Source organism: Gordonia paraffinivorans NBRC 108238 (assembly GCF_000344155.1).
Taxonomy (GTDB): Bacteria; Actinomycetota; Actinomycetes; order Mycobacteriales; family Mycobacteriaceae; genus Gordonia; species Gordonia paraffinivorans.
The window spans coordinates 13,770-35,377 of sequence record NZ_BAOQ01000015.1 but is presented as its reverse complement, the minus strand read 5'-3'; the positions used below and the strand labels follow the sequence as shown (position 1 = coordinate 35,377).

Annotated in this window: 19 protein-coding genes and 1 riboswitch; of the genes, 10 read left to right on the top strand and 9 right to left on the bottom strand. The window is 69.2% G+C overall.

Features of this window, described 5'->3' with window-relative positions; translation table 11 throughout:
- Nucleotides 1-235: 235 nt before the first annotated feature.
- Entirely contained in the window at nucleotides 236-1,174 is a 939-nt protein-coding gene (locus tag GP2_RS08205) for a serine/threonine dehydratase (RefSeq protein ID WP_040526646.1), read from the bottom strand.
- Nucleotides 1,175-1,230: 56 nt separating this feature from the next.
- Here GP2_RS08205 and GP2_RS08200 point away from each other — a divergent pair, with 56 nt between their 5' ends.
- From GP2_RS08200 to GP2_RS08190, 3 genes are all read left to right on the top strand, one after another.
- Nucleotides 1,231-2,118 carry a bifunctional methylenetetrahydrofolate dehydrogenase/methenyltetrahydrofolate cyclohydrolase gene (locus tag GP2_RS08200; RefSeq protein ID WP_181371784.1) on the top strand — a complete coding sequence of 296 codons (888 nt, stop codon included), beginning with the start codon at nucleotides 1,231-1,233 and terminating at the stop codon, nucleotides 2,116-2,118.
- Nucleotides 2,119-2,207: 89 nt separating this feature from the next.
- Nucleotides 2,208-2,441 carry a DUF3017 domain-containing protein gene (locus GP2_RS08195; RefSeq protein WP_083900216.1) on the top strand — a complete coding sequence of 78 codons (234 nt, stop codon included), beginning with the start codon at nucleotides 2,208-2,210 and terminating at the stop codon, nucleotides 2,439-2,441.
- Nucleotides 2,442-2,612: 171 nt separating this feature from the next.
- A complete protein-coding gene (locus tag GP2_RS08190) occupies nucleotides 2,613-4,217 on the top strand; it encodes an Hsp70 family protein (protein WP_006900022.1) in 1,605 nt (534 codons plus the stop codon).
- A gap of 65 nt (nucleotides 4,218-4,282) precedes the next feature.
- Here the strand turns inward: GP2_RS08190 and metX are convergent, their stop codons facing one another.
- Together metX and GP2_RS08180 are read right to left on the bottom strand one after the other, a co-directional pair.
- Nucleotides 4,283-5,434, bottom strand: coding sequence for a homoserine O-acetyltransferase MetX (metX, locus tag GP2_RS08185; protein WP_006900021.1), 1,152 nt, complete (start codon nucleotides 5,432-5,434; stop codon nucleotides 4,283-4,285).
- Between the two features lie 16 nt (nucleotides 5,435-5,450).
- Nucleotides 5,451-6,773 carry a bifunctional o-acetylhomoserine/o-acetylserine sulfhydrylase gene (locus GP2_RS08180; RefSeq protein ID WP_006900020.1) on the bottom strand — a complete coding sequence of 441 codons (1,323 nt, stop codon included), beginning with the start codon at nucleotides 6,771-6,773 and terminating at the stop codon, nucleotides 5,451-5,453.
- Between the two features lie 63 nt (nucleotides 6,774-6,836).
- A riboswitch (SAM riboswitch) is annotated at nucleotides 6,837-6,958 on the bottom strand.
- Nucleotides 6,959-7,229: 271 nt separating this feature from the next.
- Here GP2_RS08180 and GP2_RS08175 point away from each other — a divergent pair.
- Together GP2_RS08175 and GP2_RS08170 are read left to right on the top strand one after the other, a co-directional pair.
- Nucleotides 7,230-9,107 (top strand): cutinase family protein, encoded by a 1,878-nt coding sequence (locus GP2_RS08175; RefSeq protein WP_006900019.1) that lies wholly within the window; start codon nucleotides 7,230-7,232, stop codon nucleotides 9,105-9,107.
- 148 nt (nucleotides 9,108-9,255) lie between these two features.
- Nucleotides 9,256-10,530 carry an MFS transporter gene (locus GP2_RS08170; RefSeq protein ID WP_006900018.1) on the top strand — a complete coding sequence of 425 codons (1,275 nt, stop codon included), beginning with the start codon at nucleotides 9,256-9,258 and terminating at the stop codon, nucleotides 10,528-10,530.
- An 18-nt stretch (nucleotides 10,531-10,548) separates the two neighbouring features.
- Here GP2_RS08170 and bfr read toward each other — a convergent pair whose 3' ends face one another.
- Both bfr and GP2_RS08160 read right to left on the bottom strand, forming a co-directional pair.
- Nucleotides 10,549-11,037, bottom strand: a complete 489-nt coding sequence (gene bfr / locus GP2_RS08165; RefSeq protein WP_006900017.1) for a bacterioferritin — start codon at nucleotides 11,035-11,037, stop codon at nucleotides 10,549-10,551.
- Nucleotides 11,038-11,135: 98 nt separating this feature from the next.
- Nucleotides 11,136-11,318 (bottom strand): (2Fe-2S)-binding protein, encoded by a 183-nt coding sequence (locus GP2_RS08160; RefSeq protein WP_006900016.1) that lies wholly within the window; start codon nucleotides 11,316-11,318, stop codon nucleotides 11,136-11,138.
- Between the two features lie 146 nt (nucleotides 11,319-11,464).
- On the opposite strand from GP2_RS08160, the gene GP2_RS08155 reads away from it, so the two are divergent.
- From GP2_RS08155 to GP2_RS08145, 3 genes are all read left to right on the top strand, one after another.
- A complete protein-coding gene (locus GP2_RS08155) occupies nucleotides 11,465-12,301 on the top strand; it encodes an exodeoxyribonuclease III (RefSeq protein ID WP_006900015.1) in 837 nt (278 codons plus the stop codon).
- Nucleotides 12,302-12,370: 69 nt separating this feature from the next.
- Nucleotides 12,371-13,429: a tryptophan--tRNA ligase gene (gene trpS, locus GP2_RS08150; protein WP_006900014.1), complete on the top strand. Its 1,059-nt coding sequence runs from the start codon at nucleotides 12,371-12,373 to the stop codon at nucleotides 13,427-13,429.
- 59 nt (nucleotides 13,430-13,488) lie between these two features.
- Nucleotides 13,489-14,547, top strand: a complete 1,059-nt coding sequence (locus GP2_RS08145; protein ID WP_006900013.1) for a YhjD/YihY/BrkB family envelope integrity protein — start codon at nucleotides 13,489-13,491, stop codon at nucleotides 14,545-14,547.
- 18 nt (nucleotides 14,548-14,565) lie between these two features.
- Here the strand turns inward: GP2_RS08145 and GP2_RS08140 are convergent, their stop codons facing one another.
- The 3 genes from GP2_RS08140 to GP2_RS08130 form a co-directional block, all read right to left on the bottom strand.
- Complete coding sequence (locus GP2_RS08140; protein ID WP_006900012.1) at nucleotides 14,566-15,876, bottom strand: D-alanyl-D-alanine carboxypeptidase family protein; 1,311 nt, start codon at nucleotides 15,874-15,876, stop codon at nucleotides 14,566-14,568.
- A 65-nt stretch (nucleotides 15,877-15,941) separates the two neighbouring features.
- Nucleotides 15,942-17,333, bottom strand: a complete 1,392-nt coding sequence (locus GP2_RS08135; RefSeq protein WP_006900011.1) for an aspartate aminotransferase family protein — start codon at nucleotides 17,331-17,333, stop codon at nucleotides 15,942-15,944.
- Entirely contained in the window at nucleotides 17,330-17,794 is a 465-nt protein-coding gene (locus GP2_RS08130; protein ID WP_006900010.1) for an Lrp/AsnC family transcriptional regulator, read from the bottom strand. The genes GP2_RS08135 and GP2_RS08130 overlap by 4 nt, the downstream gene beginning before the upstream one ends.
- Nucleotides 17,795-17,904: 110 nt before the next feature.
- Between GP2_RS08130 and GP2_RS08125 the strand changes: the two genes are divergently transcribed.
- The gene (locus GP2_RS08125; RefSeq protein ID WP_006900009.1) at nucleotides 17,905-19,404 is read left to right on the top strand and encodes a gamma-aminobutyraldehyde dehydrogenase; all 1,500 of its coding nucleotides are present in this window, start codon (nucleotides 17,905-17,907) and stop codon (nucleotides 19,402-19,404) included.
- Nucleotides 19,401-20,825 carry an NAD(P)/FAD-dependent oxidoreductase gene (locus GP2_RS08120; RefSeq protein WP_006900008.1) on the top strand — a complete coding sequence of 475 codons (1,425 nt, stop codon included), beginning with the start codon at nucleotides 19,401-19,403 and terminating at the stop codon, nucleotides 20,823-20,825. Before GP2_RS08125 ends, GP2_RS08120 begins: the two co-directional genes overlap by 4 nt.
- An 11-nt stretch (nucleotides 20,826-20,836) precedes the next feature.
- On the opposite strand, the gene GP2_RS08115 is transcribed toward GP2_RS08120, so the two are convergent.
- On the bottom strand, nucleotides 20,837-21,583 hold the full coding sequence (locus GP2_RS08115; RefSeq protein ID WP_006900007.1) for a type 1 glutamine amidotransferase: 747 nt from the start codon (nucleotides 21,581-21,583) through the stop codon (nucleotides 20,837-20,839).
- Between the last annotated feature and the right edge of the window lie 25 nt (nucleotides 21,584-21,608).

The window sequence follows — 21,608 nt, the reverse complement described above, 5'->3', positions numbered from 1 at the left end:
GACGTCGACGCGCGCGAGCCCCCACTGGTGTGCCGGGGGTGACCGAGACCTGTACGCATTCCTGCCGACGCGACAAACGACCGAGGACTCACGGTGATACGGGCGCGAGCCCTGCGACGCCGAACGCACCCCTCGCGTGGTGTGGACCCCCACGCCGGTGATCACGGTCGCGATCGACATCCGGATCGCGGCGCCGGCCCGCAACGCCGGCAACCGCGCGGCGGAGCGTTGACCGTCAGATCCCCAACCCGGTGTTCGCCCCGCACAGCACGACGCACAGCGTCGAACCCTCGTGCACCGGAACCGCTCCGGTGGTGACCGCGGCGAGAGCGGCGGCGGTGCCGTGCTCGACGAGGATGCGGTGGGAATCCCATAGCATCCGACGCGCCGCGATCAGGTCGTCGTCGGTCACCGTCACACTCTCGACGGCCGGGTTGCCGGCGACGGCGTTCCAGCAGATGTCGCCGACGCGGGTGGCGCCGAGTGAATCGGCGGCCACAGAGTCGAGCTCGACGGTGACCGGTTCGCCCGCCGCGAGCGCCTGATGCAGACACGAGGCCCCGACCGGCTCGGCGCCGATCGCACGGTCGCCGGGACGCAGTGCGGCGGCCAAGCCGGCCAGAAGGCCTCCGCCGCCGACACACGCGACGGTCGTGAGGGGGCCGGGAACGTCCTCGGCGAGTTCGAGACCGATCGTGCCGGCGCCGGTCACGACGTCGGGGAGGTCGTAGGCGTGCAGCAACAGCGCACCCGACGACGCGGCCAACTCCACCGCCGCGTCGGCCGCGTCCTGATACCGACGGCCGACCAGATGCACGGTGGCACCGAGGCCCCGCAACGTCTCGACCTTCACCACCGGCGCGTTCTCCGGCACCACGACGGCACACGGCACTCCCGCGATGCGGGCCGCCCACGCCGCACCGATCGCGGCGTTGCCGCCCGACGCGACCAGGACGCCCGCGTCCGACAGCTCGCCCCGCGCGCGGGCGTGCAGCGTCGCCCACAGGCTGCCGCGGACCTTGAAACAGCCTCCCAGCTGCAGGTATTCGAGTTTGAACACCACCTCGCGCGGTCCGTCGACGGTGTCGATCGAACTGCGCAGGATCGGGGTGCGCCGCAGGTGCGGGGCGATGGTGGCGGCGGCTCGCCGGAGGTCGGTCAGCGCTTCGGACATCACCACGAGACTAGTGCTCGCACGGGGTCGGACGCAGCAATGGAAGAATGGCCCCCGTGACCGCGATACGACTGGATGGCAAGACGACGCGCGACGAGATCTTCGCCGATCTCACCGAGCGGGTGCAGAAGCTCAAGGAGGCCGGCATCACCCCCGGGCTGGGCACCGTATTGGTCGGTGACGACCCCGGCTCCCACTCCTACGTCAAGGGCAAGCACGCCGACTGCGCGAAGGTCGGCGTCGCCTCCATCCGCAAGGACCTCCCCGCCGACATCACGCAGGAGGAACTGAACGCGGCCATCGACGAGCTCAACGAGGACCCGGCATGCACCGGGTACATCGTGCAGCTGCCGCTGCCGAAGCACCTCGACGAGAACGAGGCGCTCGAGCGGATTCTCCCGGAGAAGGATGCCGACGGCCTGCACCCGATCAACCTCGGACGTCTCGTGCTGGGCAAGGAGTCGACGCTGCCCTGCACCCCGCGCGGCGTCATCCACCTCCTGCGCCGCTACGACGTCCCGATCGCCGGTGCCCGTGTCACCGTCGTCGGGCGCGGTGTGACCATCGGTCGCCCCATCGGCCTGTTGCTCACCCGCCGTAGCGAGAACGCCACGGTCACGCTCTGCCACACCGGTACCGCCGATCTCAAGTCCGAGGTCGAGCGCGCCGACATCGTCGTCGCTGCCGCGGGTGTGCCGCACCTCATCACCAAGGACATGGTCAAGCCCGGTGCCGCGGTGATCGACGTGGGCGTCAGCCGAACCGACGCCGGTCTGGTCGGCGACGTCCACCCGGATGTGTGGGAGGTCGCCGGGCACGTCTCGCCGAACCCCGGCGGCGTCGGACCGCTGACCCGCGCGTTCCTGCTCGTCAACGTCGTCGAGCGGGCCGAGCAGCAGCTCGCCGCCCGCCTGGCCGGCACCGAGGGCGGCGGCACGGCGTGAGCCCGGACGAGCATCACGGTGCCGAGCTCGCCCCCGAGCGGGTTCGCGGGGTGCGCGCGGTCCTCGTCCAGATCCCGTATCTGCTGGTGATGCTCGGTGTGCTGGCCGCCGCGCTCTTCGTCCTCTTCGACCGCTGGCGTCGCGGTTCGTTCGTCTTCGGGGCCGCACTTCTGATCGGCGCGCTTCTGAGGGCGTTCATCCCGTCGTCGAAGGCGGGGCTACTGCAGGTCAGAGGCAAGTTCTTCGACGTCGCGGTGATGACCACGGTCGGTGCGGTGATGCTCTGGCTGGCCACGTCGATCGACTCTTTGGGCACGGATTGATTACAATGAGACCTGAGCGTGATCTTCAGACCATGAGGTCGCGCATTGAACAGGCCATGTGATCTGCCCCTGCGCACCTGATGCGCGAATGCCGCGGCAGACAGACCGACCGCTGGAGTACGTATCACTGCAACACCGACCGACGACCGCACCGCGAACGAACTGACGTCGATGGGCGTGTCGGCAGGCGCCGGCATGATCCACTACGTCCTGCTCACGCGTGACGACCTCGGCCGCAGTGTGGTGGATTCCCGCGTGATCGACGTGGACCCGACCGATGGGCTCGACGACGCCGGCCGGGTCAATGCCGGCATCGACGTCATGCTCTCCGCGTCCCGCGAGGCCGGGACCAGGGTCGGCGCCATCGGCGTCGCCGCCCGCACCGCCTCGCAGCGCCGTCGCATCCGGTCCCGGGGGAGCGGACCGCGGCGGCAGATCCGTCTGGTCGCCGAGGACGCCGCGGTGGCCGCCTACCTCTGCGACACCGGCGAGATCGACCGGTTCACCAGACCCGTCGTCGTCGACTGCGGCGACACCGGTATGTCGATCTACACCGTGGACCCCTCCGACGGTCGCGTCGGTTTCGTCGAACGCAGTTCCGCGATCAGCGGGCGGGGTCTCGACCGGGCCATCGCGGACAAGCTCGCCGCCGACAACCCGTCCCTGGCCGAGTCGGCCCGGACGCGGCCCGGCCGCAGTGAGCTGCTCAGTGCCTGCCGCACCGCCAAGGAGGAGATCTCCTACGGGCGCAGCGGTTCCGACGACCCGGCCGGTTCGTCGGTGACGCTGCCGGGTGGTTCCGGGCGGGTGACCCTCACCGAATCCCATGTGGCCGAGGCGATCGCGCCCATGGTCACCCGGGCCCGCGAGGTGTTCGCCCGGTACGTGGCCGAGATCGAGGCCCGCGGGATCGCCCCGGACGCGGTGGTGTTCGTCGGGGGTCTCGCCAATCTCCCGGCCGTCCGTGACATCGCACGCGGTCACGACCTCGACGCGGTGTGCCCCGCGTCGCCCGAACTCGTGGCGGCCACCGGCGCTGCCCTGCTGACGCTTCAGAGACACTCCGCCACAACAGGTCTGGCGTTCATCGGCGGTGGCCGACAGCGCGAGTGGCTGTCGGCGACCCCGCTCGCGGTCGCCGGCGCGATCCTCGCCGCCACCCTGTTCACCATCTATGCGGTGAGTTCCTCGTTCGCCGACCGGCAGGGGACCGAGGCGCCGCCGTCGATCGGCAACGTGCCCGCGGTCGCGACCACCGGGGAGCAGGAGTCGAGTGCCGAGGTCTCGTCACAGGATCCGCCGGCGCCGAGCGCCGGTCCGTCGGTGCCGCTCACTCTTGCTCCGACCACCGTAGCGCCGCAACAGATCCCGCAGACGGAGTGGGGTGGACAACCGGGGTGGGCCACTACGGAGCTCCCGCCGACTGCGCCGTCGACCTCCACGACGACCCGTACCCTGTTGCCGTTCCCGTTGCCGGGTCTGCCATTTCCTCCCGGGACGACGGCGCCGATCCCGCCGGAACTTCTCCCGTCGGAGCTGCGTCCGACCACCGCGCCGGCGCCCGGCTCGTCGGACCAGGATGCCTCGCCGGCGCCGAGGTCGGCGCTGCCCCGATCAGGTGGGGCGGCGCCGGGTTCGGCCACGTCTGCGCCGGGAGCCGATCCGGCAGCGCCGGACACGGAATCTCCGGACACGAAGTCTCCGGATACACGGTCTCCGGCAACGAAGTCACCCGGCGTGGAATCGACCGAGGGCGCACCCGTTCCCGCTCCGTAGCGACCCGTCCGGTCTCGGCCGGGACGAGGAGCGCGCCGGGACGAGGAGCGGGGAGTGGGGGAGGCCTACTGCAGGCGCGCCAGTTCGACCGTCTGCTTGAGGAGGTCGGCGATCGCGTCGAACTCGGTCAGGAAGCCGTCGTGGCCGGTGTCGGAGTGCACGACGTGCAACCCGCCGACGCAGTTGCCGAGCTCCTCGGCCAGTTCGGCCTGAAGTCGCAACGGGTACAGCCGGTCGGAGTCGATACCGCCCACGATCACCGGCACCTTGCAGTCGTTGAGGGCCTTCTTCACCCCGCCGCGGTTGCGGCCGACGTCGTGATGGTTGAGGACCTCGGTGAGCACGACGTAGCTGCCCGGGTCGAACCGCTGCTGCAGCTTCTTCGCCTGGTACTCGAGGTAGCTCTGGACGGCGTACCGCCCGCCGAGAAGCGGGTTCTCGTCGCCCTGAGGCTGATTGCCGAACCGCTCGTCGAGCTCGTGTTCGGTGCGGTAGGTCAGATGGGCGATCTGCCGGGCGATGCCCATGCCGGCCAACGGAATCCGTCCGGTGCCGTGGTAGTCGCCGTTGTTCCACGCCGGATCTGCCTTGATGGCCGCGATCTGCGTGTTCTGGATGCCGATCTGGTCTGCGGTGGCCCGTGCGCCGACGGCGAGCACCAGGGCGCTGCGCACGCGCTCCGGGTACGCGATGGCCCACTCGAGCGCACGGGCGCCACCCATCGAACCGCCGAGAACGGCGCCGACGCTGGGGATTCCGAGGCGATCGAGCAGTGCGACCTCGGCGCGTACCTGGTCCAGCACGGTGATCTGCGGGAACCGCGATCCGTAGGGACGGCCGTCGGGTGCGAGCGACGACGGTCCGGTCGAGCCCTTGCAACCGCCGAGCACGTTGGCCGAGATGACACACCACTCGTCGGTGTCGATGGCCTTGCCCGGACCGACGAGGCCGTCCCACCAGCCGGGGGTCTCGTGCTCGTCGTCCGCGGGACCGGTGACGTGCGAGTCGCCGGTCAGGGCATGCAACGTGACGATCACGTTGTCGCGGGACGGCGACAACGTCCCCCAGCGCTGGAACGCCAGGGTGACGTCGTCGAGCCGTTCACCGCTGTCGAGAGGCAGCGATCCGATTTTCATGCCGACGAGCTTCCCGTCTGGGAGTGATTCCCAGTCGGGCTGATCAGACGCTGTCGCGTTCAGGTCGATACTCACCGACAAAGCTGCCTCACCTGTCTCACTTGGCCGCCGCGAAACCCTGCTCGAGGTCGGCCAGGATGTCGTCGATTCCCTCGATGCCCACGGCCAGTCGGACGAGACCGGGGGTGACACCCGCGGCGAGCTGCTCCTCGGGGACCAGCTGGCTGTGGGTGGTCGAGGCCGGGTGGATCACCAGCGAGCGGACGTCGCCGATGTTGGCCACATGGCTGTGCAGGGTCAGGGCGTCGACGAACTTCTTGCCCGCGTCCACGCCGCCGGCGATCTCGAAGGCGACGATGGCGCCCTGGCCGCGCGGGGCCAGCTCCTGGCCGCGCTTGTACCACGGCGAGGACTCGAGGCCGGCGTAGGCGACCGACTCGACCTGCGGGTGGTTCTCCAGGAACTTGGCGACCTTCTGCGCGTTGGAGACGTGACGCTCGACGCGCAGGCTCAGGGTCTCGAGGCCCTGGGCGAGCAGGAAGGCGTTGAACGGCGAGATCGCCGCACCGGTGTCACGCAGCCACTGGACACGGGCCTTGAGCGCGTAGGCCGGTGCACCGAGATCGGCGAACACCGCGCCGTGGTAGCTCGGGTCCGGGGTGGTGAAGCCGGGGAACAGGTCCTTGCCGTCGCGCTGGACGCGCCAGTCGAACGTGCCGCCGTCGACGATCACGCCGCCGATGGCGGTGCCGTGGCCGCCGATGTACTTGGTGGCCGAGTGGACGACGATGTCGGCGCCGTGGGCCAGCGGGTTGATCAGGTACGGCGTCGCGACGGTGTTGTCGACGATCAGCGGCAGGCCGTTGCGATGGGCGACCTCGGAGATGCCCTTGATGTCGAGGATCTCGTTGTTGGGGTTGGAGATCGACTCGCCGTACAGGGCGCGGGTGTTGTCCTTGATCGCGGCCTGCCAGGAATCGAGATCCTCGGGATCCTCGACGAAGGTCACCTCGACACCCAGCTTGGGCAGGGTGTAGTGGAAGAGGTTGTAGGTGCCGCCGTACAGGCGCGGGCTCGACACCACGTGACCGCCGGACTCGACGACGTTGAGGATGGCGTAGGTCTCCGCGGCCTGACCGGACGCCAGCAGCAGTGCCGCCACACCGCCTTCCAGTGCCGCGATGCGCTGCTCGACCGCATCCTGGGTCGGGTTCATGATGCGGGTGTAGATGTTGCCCGGCTCGGCCAGGCCGAACAGGTTCGCCGCGTGCTGGGTGTCGTTGAAGACGTACGACGTCGTCTGGTAGATCGGGAGCGCCCGCGCGTTCGTCGCGGCGTCGGCCGACTGTCCGACGTGGACCTGCTTGGTCTCGAAGCTCCAGTTGTCTACGGGATTGGTGCCTTCAGTGGCATCAGACATGGCGATTGAATCACTTTCTACGGTCGGCAGGGCCTCACAGACCCTGATGGGGTCCGACCTTCGGACCCGCGCTTGCCGGGGTTTCGCTCTCGCGATCCCTCAACCCGGTCATCACCCGGAGCACCCCACCGCGGTTGGAGGGTTGCCGATCAGCCAGCCGGGGCTTGACGCTGATACTCATGACCTGGCGACAAGGATATAACACGTCTGGACGCGCCTGAGAACCCTCCCGGTCAGCCCGAATCCAACCCCTCATCCGGCCTCCGAAACGTGTAGTGGGCTGTAGTCCGAGCAGACGAATTCCCGCCTTCACTCGGGTGAATTCCCAGTTCGCCGTTTCTTAGCAAGACTCAGCGTTCTGCAGGTCACGGTCGCTGCCTCTACTGTCTGTCCGAAACCCCTGGTCGGGGAAGGCCCCTCGTTTGCGAAGGGTGTCGGGTGAGTAGAGGAGACCTCATGCTGGCGATGGCATACCTGCGGTCACGGCGAGCTGCGTTCCTGATCGCCTCGACGACGGGGCTGGCGACGGCCGCGTCGTTCGGTTTCATCGGTGGCGTCCCAGAGGCCTCTGCCCAGGAATGCGGAAACGGTGCCGTGGTGATCGTCGCCGGCACGAACGACCCCACCGCGCGAGACCTGGAACAGGTCAAGCAGCGCTACGAGCAACAGGGCTACATCGCGGTCAACACCGAGTACCCGACCACGCTGTGGCCACTGGGCGCGACCGGATACGACAGCAGCACCCGCCAGGGCCACGACTCGGCGATCCGGGAGATCGCGAGCTATCAGCAGGATTGTCAGGACAAGCCGGTGGTCGTGGTCGGGTACTCGCAGGGCGCCCGCATCGCGGGCGACGTCCTCGCCGAGATCGGAAACGCCAACGGCAAGAAGTTCGACGTCAACGGCACGCCGGACAACCCGGACGACGATCTCGAGATCGATCCCGACCTCATCTCCGGCGAGCTCTACTCCGATCCGCGGCGGGCGGGCGACAAGACCGGTCGAGGCATCGAGTTGTCGCTGATCGGCATCATTCCCGGCCTCACGATGACGGGACCACGTGGAAACGCCGAGGACCCGACGGGATTCGGTGTCGTTTCCGATCGTGTGGTGTCGGTCTGCGTCGACGGCGACCCCATCTGCGACCTGCCGGATCCGCTGTACGACCCGATCGGCGCCATCGACGGGATTCTCGGCTACTTCACGAAGCACTTCCTCTACCCCGCGGAGATGGGGAGGGATCCGTTCAGCAGCACGGAGCCCTACACGTGGGAAGGTCGTTCGGTGAGCTGCGATGACGGCGTCTGCCTCGTCTCGGCGAAGTCGGCCTTCGCCGAACTCGTCCAGGGATGGGCGACCGACATCGGCTACACCGGCGAGATCGGCGACTTCCTGGCGAAGCGGCCCACGATCGGCCTGCCGCTGGGCATCCAGCTGTCCAACCTGCAGCCGATCGTCCGGCTGGTCCAGGGCTTCGCGCCGCCGCTGCCTCAGCTCGGCTACGGCGCCTACCTGCCGGACCTGTTCGTCTTCGAGGACATCCTCCAGGGCATCATCACCCTCTCGCCGGCTCGTTTCGTGCGTGGCGTGACGGCGCTCGCGCAGAGCGTGCGCAGCATCATCCTGGCGCCGGTCAACTTCGTGCGGCACTGGGCCGGCGCGATCGTCGGACCGGCCGTCACTCCGCAGCAGGCGACGCTGACGTCGACGGCGGACGACGACACTCCGGCGCCGGCCGAGCTGCGGGCGTTCGGCAAGACCCTGGCCCTGATCGAGGACGTCGACGACGCCGCCGACGAGGACGCGTCGGACGACTCCGCTCCCACGTCCGAGGGCCCCGACACGAAGTCCGGCGACGGGTCGGACGGGAAGGCCGTCCTCGCCTCGGCGGCGGCCCCCTCCGCCGAGTCCGAGCCGAACGAGTCGCCGGCCGAGTCCACTCCGGCACCGGAGACCGGGGCTCCCGTGGTCACCACGCCGTCGAATCCGGGACCGACCTCCGATCCGGAGAACGAGGACGAGGACGAGAACGGGTCGTCTCCTGCCACCGGCGACCAGGGTAGTGGCGGCGGCGCGCCGAACACCGGTGGTACGAGCAACGGTGGCGGGAACGGCAGCGGCCAGAGCACCGGAGGCGAGACCGGCGGCGGTACCGGCATCACCGGCGGCGGTGCGTCCGGCCGAGACGACAACACCGGGGCCGACAACACCGGGGGCGACACCGGCAGCGGTGACGACAACAGCGGTGAGAAGAGCACCAGCGGGGCGACGTCGGGCCGTGACCGGGATTCGGGTGCGAGCTCGGGTTCCGGCTCGGACGCAGACTCGGAGTGATCGCTCCGGCACGATGACCCGCGCGGGGTGACCGGTGCCGCGCACGGCGCGGCGCCTTGGGGGCGACGACGCGGGGTTCATTCGCGATGTGAACGAACTCACCTCTGCCGGGGGAATCGCCACCGCGGCGGAGGGGTTGGCATGAGGCGTGTCTGACGCCCTCACGACTACCGCCGGTGCACAGGACGACCTGAAACCGACGACCGGGGAGAACCCCGGACCGACGGCGCACGCGGCCTCCCCGCGGGTGTCGCCCGGGGTCCGGCGCGCGACCATCCTCGCGCTCGCGCTCGGTGGCTTCGGCATCGGCACCACCGAGTTCGTCGCGATGGGCCTGCTGCCCAACATCGCCGGCTCGTTGGGGGTGTCCGAACCCACGGCCGGACACGTCGTCTCGGCGTATGCGCTCGGTGTCGTCGTGGGTGCGCCGGTCATCGCCGCGCTCACCGCCCGCATCCCGCGTCGAGCCCTGCTGATCGCCCTCATGGTGGCGTTCACCATCGGCAATCTCGCCACGGTCCTGGCGCCGTCGTACGGAATGCTGCTGGTCGCACGCTTTGTCGCGGGGCTTCCGCATGGGGCCTACTTCGGCGTCGCGGCACTCGTCGCCGCCCATCTCGCCGGGCCGGGTGATCGGGCGAAGGCGGTCGGACAGGTGATGCTCGGGCTCTCGGTCGCGAACGTCGTCGGGGTGCCGGCCGCGGCGTGGCTGGGGGAGACCTTCGGATGGCGGACCGCGTTCGCGATCGTGGTGGTCATCGGAATGGCAACCGTGGTCACCCTGATGCGCGTCCTGCCGAGCCTGTCCGGCATGACGATCACCGATCCGCTGACCGAGCTCGGCGCGCTGAAACGGTCGCAGGTCTGGTTCACGCTCGTGATCGGCACCGTCGGCTTCGGCGGGATGTTCGCGTTCTACACGTATCTCAACTCGGCACTGACGTCGGTGTCCGGGCTGTCGGTCTCGGTGGTGCCGTTCGCACTCATGCTCTACGGCCTGGGCATGGTCACCGGCAACTTCGTCGGCGGTCACATGGCCGACCGCAACGTGTCGTTCGCGGTCCTCGCCGGACTCATCAGCAGCACGGTCGCGCTCACGGCGTTCGCTCTGCTCGCGCAGAACGGCTGGGCGGCCCTGATCCTCACCTACTTCGTGGCGCTCACCGGCACCACGATGCTGCCGGCCCTGCAGACGCGACTCATGGACGTGGCCGCCGACGCACAGACCCTGGCGGCAGCGCTCAACCACTCGGCCCTCAACGTCGCCAATGCGATCGGCGCGTTCCTCGGCGGCGTCGTCGTCGCCGCCGGCTGGGGATTTCGCGCACCGGCAGCAGTCGGAGCCGTGCTCGCCGTCGCGGGCCTCGGCGTCGCCGCGGTGGCCATCGTCAGCGCGCGGCGCCGCGACCGGCTCGCCGTCTGAGCTCCGGACGGGTGGGGGCTACGCCTGGTTCGTCGGCGGCGTCGCGATCGTCTTCGACAGGTAGAGCGGCTCCCCGAGCCGATTGATCAGCTCGAGCTGGGTCTCGAGGTAGTCGATGTGCTCTTCCTCGTCGGCGAGGATCTTCTCGAGGAGGTTCGCGCTGGTGATGTCGCCCTTCTCGCGGCACATCGCGATGCCCGGCCGGAGACGTTCGACGACCTCGACCTCGATGGCCATGTCGGACTCGAACTGCTCACGGATCGACTGTCCGATGCGGAGGGGCAGCAGGCGCTGGAAATTGGGCAGGGCCTCGAGGAAGAGGATGCGGTCGGTGAGGATCTCCGCGTGGGTCATCTCCTCGATGGACTCCGCACGGGTCTTCGCCGCGATCTCGGTGAGACCCCAGCTCTCCTGCATCTTCGCGTGGAGAAAGTACTGGTTGATCGCAGTCAGTTCGCTGGTGAGCTGCTCGTTGAGCAGTGCAATGACCTCATCGTCGCCACGCATGTGACAGCCTTCCGTCGCCGAGTGGTGCTGTGTGACGACGGTAACACGAGGAAACCCCTCGCGCGTGGGCTCGCGCGAGGTGGATGGCGGTTGTCAGGTCATGCAGCGGTCGTGGCGATGCCCGCCCTTTCGCTCAGGATGTCGTCGAGGCGTTCCAAGCAGGTGCCGCAGCCCTCGCCGGCGCCGCATCGATCGGCGATGTCGTCGATCGTGTACGCACCGTTGTTGCAGTGCTCGTGCACCTCGTCCTCGGTGACCGCGCGGCAAATGCAAACGAACATTGGTGAACCTAACCTCGTACCTGTCAGGCAATGCTCACATAAGTAGGGCACCCTTCGCAAGGCTTGCCTTACCCTTTTTCGGGTCGCATGTGACGACCTCGCCTCACCGCGCGCGGCGTCGGCGACGAACCGTAGGATGTGGCCCCGTGCCACTCGAGATCACGACCGTCAACGTCAACGGAATCCGGGCCGCGGTCAAGCAGCGCTCGGAGAACAACCGCGGTTTCCTGCCCTGGCTCGACGCCACGACCGCGGATGTCGTGCTGATGCAGGAGGTCCGCGCCGGCGAGGAGCTGGCGCGTGAGGCGCTCGCCCCGGCGCTCGACGCCGGGTGGCACCTGACGATGAGCGAATCCACCGTCAAGGGCCACGCGGGCGTCGGCGTGCTGACCCGCTCGGCCCCGGTGACCGTCCGGATCGGCTTCGGTAGCGACGAGTTCGACGAACTGGGTCGCTACCTCGAGGTCGACCTCGAGACCGACCTCGGTCCGGTCACGGCCGCGAGCCTCTATCTCCCGAAGGGCGCCGCGCTCACCGAGGACCCCAAGGACGCCGCCAAGTACGAGGAGAAGAAGCGGTTCCTCGACGAGTTCGGCGATTACCTCGGCAACCTGGTGCGCCGCCGCCGCCACGTGGTCGTCGGCGGCGACTGGAACATCGCCCACGCCGAGGCCGACATCAAGAACTGGAAGGGCAACCTCAAGAACCCGGGCTTCCTCCCGCACGAGCGGGCGTGGGTGGGCGACCTGCTCGCCAATGGCTGGCGCGACGTCACCCGCGAGCTCTACCCGGACGAGACCGGCCCCTACTCGTGGTGGTCGTGGCGCGGCAAGGCGTTCGACAACGACTCCGGCTGGCGGATCGACTACCAGCTGACCAACCGTTCCCTCGCCGAGCGCGCCGTGAAGTCGACGGTCGACCGGGCGGCGGCCTACGACCTGCGGTGGTCCGATCACGCGCCGGTGACCGTCATCTACGAGTGAGGCCCGGCTGCAACGCGGTAGGGGACCCACCGCGGACCTCGTGCTTTCGAGGTCTGCGAAAATGGGGCAATGAGTTCTGACGTCTCCGAATCCGGCTCTGCCCGCGCGTCCGAGTCCGGCGCGTCCCGCGCCCGCGTGCTCTCGGGCATCCAGCCCACCAGCGACTCGTTCCATCTCGGCAACTACCTGGGCGCCGTACGACAGTGGGTGGCGCTGCAGGAGGATTTCGAGGCGTACTACTTCATCCCGGACATGCACGCGATCACCGTGCCGCACGATCCGAAGACCCTCGCCGAACGCACGCGCCGCTCGGTCGCGCAGCTGCTGGCCGTCGGGGTCGACCCCGAGCGCTCGACCATCTATGTGCAGTCGCACATCCCGGAGATCGCCGAGCTGACCTGGGTGCTGCAGTGCATCACCGGCTTCGGCGAGGCCAGCCGCATGACCCAGTTCAAGGACAAGTCGGCCAAGCAGGGCGTCGACGCGGCCGGCGTCGGGCTGTTCACCTACCCGATCCTGATGGCGGCCGACATCCTGGCGTTCCAGGTCGACCGGGTCCCGGTCGGCGAGGACCAGCGCCAGCACCTCGAGCTCACCCGCGACCTCGCCCAGCGCTTCAACTCGCGCTTCGGCAAGACCTTCAAGATCCCGCAGGCCCACATCGTCAAGGAATTCGCCAAGATCTACGACCTGCAGAACCCGACCGCGAAGATGAGCAAGTCGGCCGAGACCGACAAGGGCCTCATCAACCTGCTCGACGAACCGAAGAAGTCGGCCAAGAAGATCCGGTCCGCGGTCACCGACACCGACACCGAGATCCGGTTCGACCCGGAGAACAAGCCCGGCGTCAGCAACCTCCTGACGATCCAGTCGGCGTTGAGCGGCACCCCGATCGACGTGCTCGTCGACAAGTATCAGGGCAAGGGGTACGGCGACCTCAAGGTCGACACCGCGGACGTGCTCACCGAGTTCGTCACCCCGCTGCGCGGGCGCGTCGCCGAGTACATGGACGATCCCGCCGAGCTCGACGCGATCCTCGCCCGCGGCGCCGAGCGCGCGCGGTCGGTGGCATCGTCGACGCTGCGGTCCGTCTATGACAAGGTGGGATTCCTGCCACCGAGGGCCTGATGCCGCACGTCTGATGCTGCATGGGTCGCTTTGCGGTGGCCCGGACGAGGAGGGGTGCGGTGAGTACGGTGGGCGAGTCGGCGAAACGGCTGGTGGCCCGGGCGAAGTCGGCGTATGAGGACCGGCGCGAGCGCTGGGCCTGGCTCGATCACCTGTTGCGGACGCTGGAGCGCTACAACGACCGGCGCGGGAACCTGTACGCCGCCAGTATCAGCTTCAACGGCATCCTGGCGCTCGTCCCGATCATCATGGTCGCCTTCGCGATCGCCGGCTTCGTGCTCGCGCGGCAGCCCGAGGTGTTGCAGGACATCCAGGACACCGTCGTGCGGAAGATGCCGGGACAGCTCGGTGACCAGGTCTCCGACATCATCACCTCGGCGATCGACTCCCGCACGACGGTGGGCGTGGTCGGCCTGATCGGCGCGGCGTTCACCGGGATCGGCTGGATCTCCGGCGTCCGTACGGGCATGACCGAGATGTGGGGCGGCCGGGTCCAGCGCAATGCGGTGATGTCGAAGGTCTGGGATCTCGTCGCCTTCGCCGGCCTGGGGATCGCGTTCGCACTGACCATGGCCATCACCGCGCTCGGGAACTCGGGGCTGACCGAGACCGTGCTCGGCTGGGTCAGGCTCGACGGCGCGTCATGGGCGCCGATCCTGGTGCGGTTGGTGTCGCTGGTGGTGTCGGTGCTCGCCACCTGGGGGCTGTTCACGTTCGTCATGGCGCGACTCCCGTTGGTGCGTCTGCCATTTCGCAACACCCTCAAAGCGGGACTGATCACCGCCGTCGCGTTCGAGGTCGTCAAGACCGTCGGCGGGATCTACCTGGAGTCGGTTCTCCGAAGCCCGGCCGGTGTGGCGTTCGGTCCCATCCTCGGCGTGATGGTGTTCGCCTACCTGGCCTCGCGGATCGTCCTGTACGCCGCCGCCTGGTGCGCGACCGATCCGATCAACGCCGAGTACCAGATAGTCGAGGAGCCCGACGCGGAACTCCTACGGCCGGTGGTCATCTCGCCGACCGTCGACGTGAACCCGACCCCGCGTCCGGCGGCTTTGGCGGCCGCGGCGGGTGCCGGGGCCGCAATTGCCGCCCTGGTGGGGGTCGTCCGGCGCCGGTGACGGGTTCCCGGCGCGTGGTCATCGGCGCCGGGACAGGCGCACGCCGAGCATGAGCAGCACGACGGCGGCCAGGGCCGCGAGCAGGCCGACGAGAACGCGCACCGACATCGGCGATGCCGAATCGGAACCGGTGCTCACGATGTCGGGGTCGGCCGACGCCGCGGGATCCCGCGACGGATCGGCAGCTCCGGCGGGGTCGACGAGGCGTCCGACCTCGACGTCCTCGGGTGTGGCGAAACCGTACTCGAACAGCGCCCTCGCCTGATCCCAGTAGGGGTTGCCCTCCATGGCCAGGCCGTACATCTTCACGATCATGATCCGGCGGCCGTCGCGTTCGGCGGCGGCGACAAAGGTCTTGCGCGCGTCGTCGGTGTAACCGGTCTTACCGCCGAGCATGCCCGGATATCCGTCCAGCAGAAGCCGATTGCTGCTGTACATCTCGTAGGCGGGATGGTCGGTGTCGCCGGGCACGTCGGGTCGGCGCGGATACCCGGGGAACCGGTAGGTCGGCAGCGAGATCATCTCCCGGAAGGTGTCGTTCGCCATCGCGGCGCGGAAGAAGAGTGCGAGATCGTAGGGCGAGGAGGACATCCCGGGCGCGTCCAGCCCGGACGGGGAGGCCGCCCGGGTGTCGGTGGCGCCGAGTTCGCGGGCGCGTTCGTTCATCTTGGCCAGCGTGGCGTCGACCCCGCCGAGTTCGCGGGCGAGGGCATTGGCGCAGTCGTTGCCCGACACCACCAGGAGACCGGTCAGCAGGTCCCGGACCGTGTAGTGCCCGCCGGGACCCATGCCGCAGGAGTCGCCCTCGGCGCTCCAGTCCTCGGGTGTGGGGACGACCGTCGCGTCGAGGTCGAGTTCGTCGAGGGCGACGAGGGCCAGCAGGATCTTGATCGTCGACGCCGGCCGATAGCGGCCGTGCGGGTCCTTCGCGGCGATGACGCGGCCGGAGTCGAGGTCGGCGACCAGCCACCCGGCCGAGGTGAGACCCGGCGGGACCGGCCCGGCCTCGGGATCGGCGACCACACCGCAGTAGGCGAGGTCCTCGCCGCCGACAGCGGGCGTCGGGACCGGTAGCGGCGTCGGTGTCGGCGATCCCGGTGGGACGACCTCCGACTCGTCGACGGCCGGGGGAGTCCCGACCCGGTGGGGGCAGTGATCGGTGACCGGCGTGGTGACGGTGGCCGACCGGCCGGTCGGCGCGAGCGGGTCGGCGGTCGCCGAACCCGCCATGAGCGACCCGGGCAGCACCGGTGCGGCCGCGACGACGGACACCCCGACGATCGCTGCAGCGAGTGCGCCGACGGTCCGGCGCGTCCACCCCGAGGTCACCGCCCGCACGTTACCAGCGCGGCCGGGCCTCATCAGGGCGTGCGCAGGCGTGTCCGGCGGACGTATCAGAGCAGCGTGTAGGCCTCGGTGAGGACCGACCGCAGGATCTGTTCGATCTCGTCGAACTCCGCCTGCCCGGCGATGAGCGGTGGCGCGAGCTGGATGACCGGGTCGCCGCGGTCGTCGGCGCGACAGTACAGCCCGGCGTCGAACAACGCGCTCGACAGGAAGCCGCGCAGGATGCGCTCGGACTCGTCCGCGGTGAACGTCTCCTTGGTGGACTTGTCCTTGACGAGTTCGATGCCGTAGAAGAAGCCCTCGCCGCGCACGTCGCCGACGATCGGCAGGTCGTCGAGGCGCTCGAGCGTCGACCGGAAGGCCGGCGCCATCGTCTTGACGTGGTCGTTGAGTCCCTCGCGCTCGAAGATGTCGAGGTTGGCCAGCGCGACCGCCGCCGACACGGGATGACCGCCGAACGTGTAACCGTGGGCGAAGGTCGTCGTGCCGTCGCGGAACGGCTCGAACAGCCGGTCGTCGGCGATCATCGCGCCGATCGGGGAGTAGCCGGAGGTCATGCCCTTGGCGCACGTGATGATGTCGGGCACGTAGCCGAAGTCATCGCACGCGAACATCGACCCGATGCGTCCGAAGGCGCAGATGACCTCGTCGGAGACGAGCAGCACGTCGTACTCGTCGCAGATCTCGCGGACCCGCTCGAAGTATCCGGGCGGCGGCGGGAAGCATCCGCCGGCGTTCTGCACGGGTTCGAGGAAGACCGCGGCCACCGTTTCGGGTCCCTCGAACTCGATGGCCTCGGCGATTCGGTCGGCCGCCCAGCGGCCGAACTTCTTCGGGTCGTCGGCGAGGTCCTCGGCCGCGCGGTAGATGTTGGTGTTCGGCACCCGGAACGCGCCGGGCGTCAGCGGCTCGAAGGCCTCCTTCAGCGCCGGCACACCCGTGATGGCCAGTGCGCCCTGCGGGGTTCCGTGGTAGGCGACCGCCCGCGAGATCACCTTGTGCTTACCGGGTTTCCCGACGAGCTTGAAGTACTGCTTGGCGAGTTTCCACGCGCTCTCCACCGCCTCGCCGCCGCCGGTGGTGAAGAAGACGCGGTTGAGGTCGCCCGGGGCGTATGCGGCGAGGCGCTCGGCCAGTTCGATCGCCGGTGGCGTGGCGTACGACCACAGGGGGAAGAAGGCGAGCTGCTCGGCCTGCTTCGCGGCGGCCCGGGCGAGTTCCTCGCGGCCGTGGCCGACCTGGACGACGAAGAGGCCGGCCAGGCCGTCGAGATAGCTGCGGCCGGCGTCGTCGAAGATCCGCACCCCCTCGCCGCGGGTGATGACCGGCGGCGTGATGCCCTCGCCGTGCCGGGCGAAGTGGCCCCACAGGTGGGCGGCACTGCGGGCTCCGAGGGAGCCGCCGGAGTGCCGGGGCGTCGAGGGCGTGTTCGGTGTCATCGTGTTCCCCAGTTGTATTGCTGTTTGACGAGTTTCAGGTAGACGAGCGTCTCGGTGCCGACGACCTCGGGGTTGGAGCGCACCTTTTTGTTGAGGATGTCGAGCAGGTGGTCGTCGTCCTCGCACACGACCTCGATGAGGATGTCGAAAGACCCTGCGGTGAGCAGGACGTAGTCGATCTCGCGGTGTTCGGCGAGGCGGTCGGCGAGGGCCTGGGTGTCACCGACGCATCGGATGCCGATCATCGCCTGCCGGGCGAAGCCGAGTTTCAGCGGATCGGTGACGGCCACGATCTGCATGAGGCCGCTCTCGCTGAGCTTCTGCACGCGGTTGCGGACGGCCGCCTCGGACAGGCCGACGGCCTTGCCGATCGAGGCATAACTGCTCCGACCATCGGTCTGGAGGAGTTCGATGATCTTCTTCGCGGTCGCGTCGAGTGGTGCGGACGCAGGATCAGCCACCCTACGATCGTGACGGATTCCGCAACTGAAAGCAACAGATTCGACGGAATCCGCAATTGTTTGGGTTTTCGGCGCGTGAATCCGCAACGGCGGCGGTAGTATCCGGGGGCATGGCCTCCTCCACCAGCATTCCGTCCGGCTGGATCGACGGTGAACCCCATCATGCGACCGGCGCCGATCACATCGTCGTCAATCCTGCCACGGATGAGCCGGTGGCCACCGTGAAACTCGCCGGTCGGGCAGATGTCGACGCCGCGGTCGCCGGCGCCCGTGCGGCCCAGCCGGCCTGGGGGCGCGCGACCCCGGCAGAGCGCGCCTCGGTGCTGCTCGCGCTGGCCCGCGCGATGGCCGCCGAGTCCGAGACGCTCATCTCCGAGGAGGTGGCCCACACCGGCAAGGCGGTGCGTCTGGCGACCGAGTTCGACGTGCCGGGATCGATCGACAACGTCGAGTTCTTCGCCGGTGTCGCACGCAATCTGGAGGGCAAGGCCACCGCCGAGTACTCGGCCGACCACACCTCGAGCATCCGTCGCGAACCGGTCGGCGTGGTCGGGACCATCACGCCGTGGAACTACCCGCTGCAGATGGCGGTGTGGAAGGTCATCCCGGCTCTGGCCGCCGGGTGCGCGGTGGTCCTCAAGCCCGCCGAGATCACCCCGCTGACCACCCTGACCCTCGCGCGCCTGGCCTCGGAGGCCGGGCTGCCCGACGGCGTGCTCAACATCGTGGTCGGGACCGGCCCCGAGGCCGGTGCACACCTGGCCGGCCATCCGGGCGTGGACATGGTCACCTTCACCGGCTCGTCGGCCGTCGGCCGGCAGGTCATGGCGCAGGCCGCCACCACCGGTGCCCGCATCCAGCTCGAGCTCGGCGGCAAGGCGCCCTTCGTGGTCTTCGACGACGCCGACCTCGACGCGGCGATCCACGGCGCGGTCGCGGGATCGCTGATCAACGGCGGCCAGGACTGCACCGCGGCGACCCGTGCGATCGTCGCCCAGGCGCTCTACGACGACTTCGTCACCGGCGTCGCCGAACTCATGTCGAAGGTCGTCATCGGCGATCCGACCGATCCGGCAACCGATCTCGGTTCGCTCATCTCCCACGCGCATCGCGACAAGGTCGCCGGGATGGTCGACCGTGCCCGCGCGTCCGGCGCGCGCATCGTCACCGGCGGCACGATCCCCGACGGGCCCGGGGCGTTCTACCCGCCGACCCTCGTCGCCGATGTCGCGGAGGATTCCGAGATCTACCGTGACGAGGTCTTCGGCCCCGTGCTCACGGTCAGCCGCTTCACCGACGACGACGACGCGATCCGCCGCGCCAACGACACGCCCTACGGGCTCGCCGCCTCGGCGTGGACCCGGGACGTCTATCGGGCACAGCGGGCTTCGCGGGAGATCCACGCCGGCTGCGTGTGGATCAACGACCACATCCCCATCATCAGCGAGATGCCGCACGGCGGGTTCAAGGCCTCGGGCTTCGGCAAGGACATGTCGACGTACTCGCTCGAGGAGTACCTGCTGATCAAGCACGTGATGAGCGATCTGCACGGCGTGGTCGAAAAGGAATGGCACCGAACGGTGTTCGGGCTCGGGAGTGACCAGGGGTGAGCCCGCGGCCGTGGGCGGAACAGCCGACCGAGCGGGGAATCGATCTGGTCGCGCGGGCCGCTGCCCGGCCTTACTGGCTCGACCGCGACCTGCGTCCCGCGCCGCGTCCGCGACTCGCCGATGAAGTCACCGCCGACCTGCTGGTGATCGGCGGCGGATTCACGGGACTGTGGACGGCGGTGCAGGCCGCCGAACGCGACCCGTCACGCTCGGTGGTGCTCGTGGAGCGCGACCGGATCGCCGAGCACGCGTCCGGACGCAACGGCGGCTTCTGCGCGGCCAGCCTCACCCACGGAATCCCCAACGGCATCAGCCGGTTCGGCGACGAGATGCCCGCGCTGCTGCGGATGGGCCGGGAGACGCTCGACGCGATCGAGGCGACGCTCGACCGGCTCGGCATCGACGCCGACGCCGAGCGCACCGGCGAACTCGACCTCGCGATCACCGACTGGCAGTTCGAGGCCCTCGCCGAGACCTTCGAGGCGGGAACGGCGATCGGCGCGCATCTGGACCTTCTCGACGAGGACGCCGCCCGCGAGCGGGTGGACTCGCCGATGGTCCGTGGCGCCCTCTACGACCCCGACGTGATGATGATCGACCCGGCCAGGCTCGCCTTCGGACTCGCCGACGCGGCGGAGCGACTCGGGGTGCGGATCTTCGAGGGCACCGAGGTCCTCGAACTGACCTCCGATGGCGAGGGGGTCCGTGCACGGACGGGGTACGGGCAGGTGAGAGCGGAGCGGGGGGTGGTGGCGACCTCGGCGAGTCGTGCGCTCGTGCGCCGGCTGCGGCTCTACACGGTTCCCGTGTGGGACTACGCGCTGATGACCGAGCCGCTCACCGACGACCAGTTGTCCTCGCTGGGCTGGTCGGGGCGCGAGGGCCTCGCCGACAGCGGCCCGCGATTCCACTACTTCCGGCTCACCGCCGACAACCGTTTGCTGTGGGGCGGATGGGACGCGCCGTACCACTTCGGTTCCGACGACGACCCGCGACACGAACGACGCCCGGAGGAGTGGGCACTGCTCGGCGAACATCTCCTGCAGATGTTCCCGCAGCTGGAGGGGATTCACGCGACCCACACCTGGGGCGGGGTCATCGACACCTGCTCGCGGTTCTGCGCGTTCTGGGACTCCTCTCACCGGGGCCGGGTGGTCACCTCGGTCGGCTTCACCGGACTGGGGGTCGGGGCCTCGCACTTCGCCGCGGCGACCGCGCTCGACCTCGTCGACGGCCTGCGCACCGAGCGCACCGAACTGGACATGGTGCGACGCAAGCCGCTGCCCTTCCCGCCCGAACCGATCCGATGGCTCGGCATCACACTCACCCGGCGGGAGATCGCCCGCAGCGAGCTGCGCGGGGGCCGGCGCGGACCGTGGCTGTCCTTGCTGGACCGCACGGGTCTGGGATTCGACAGCTGACCCGCTGCGCGTCAACGACGTTCGGCGATCCCGCGCAGCCATCGGCGCATCACGGTGTGGGGCAGGGGCACCGTGACGACCTCTGCGGCCGTGGCGTCGGTCGCGAACCGGTCGGTGGCCGCGGCGCCGATGGCCTCGCCGACGAGGTCGCGGGATTCCGGTGCTCCCAGCCATTCCCCGACGAGTCCGCCGTCGGCCTCGAGATGGAACTGCACGCCGTACGAATCACCGTGGCGGAACAGCTGATTGGCGCACCACGGTGACGAGGCGAGTCGGGTGGCGCCCGCGGGCAGGTCGAAGGTGTCGAAATGCCATTGCACCACCCGGAATTCGGTCGGCACCGCATCCGGTTCGCCGGGGTCGACGCCCCAGATCGGATCGTCGATGGCGTGCGGGTCCAGCGTGACGGTGTGGACGCCGATCTCCGGGGTGTCGCTGCGGTACACCTGTGCGCCGAGCGCCGCCGCCAGCATCTGCGAGCCCAGGCAGACACCCCACACCGGGATGCCGAGTTCGAGTGCGCGGCGCAGCAATACGATCTCGTGGTCGATCCAGCCGATGGCGGGTGCGTCGTCGACGCCCATCGCGCCGCCCAGGGTGACGATCGCCTCGACGTCGGATAGGTCGTCGGGGACGTCCTCGCGCCAGATGCGCAGCGTCGTCACGTCGGCGAGTTCGTCGAGCGCGGGGCCGTAGGAACCGGGCGGCTCGGTCTCGGCATGCCGGATCTCCAGCACGCGCACTGGATCGATGCTCACGGCGATTGCGGCTCCACGTGTCTCG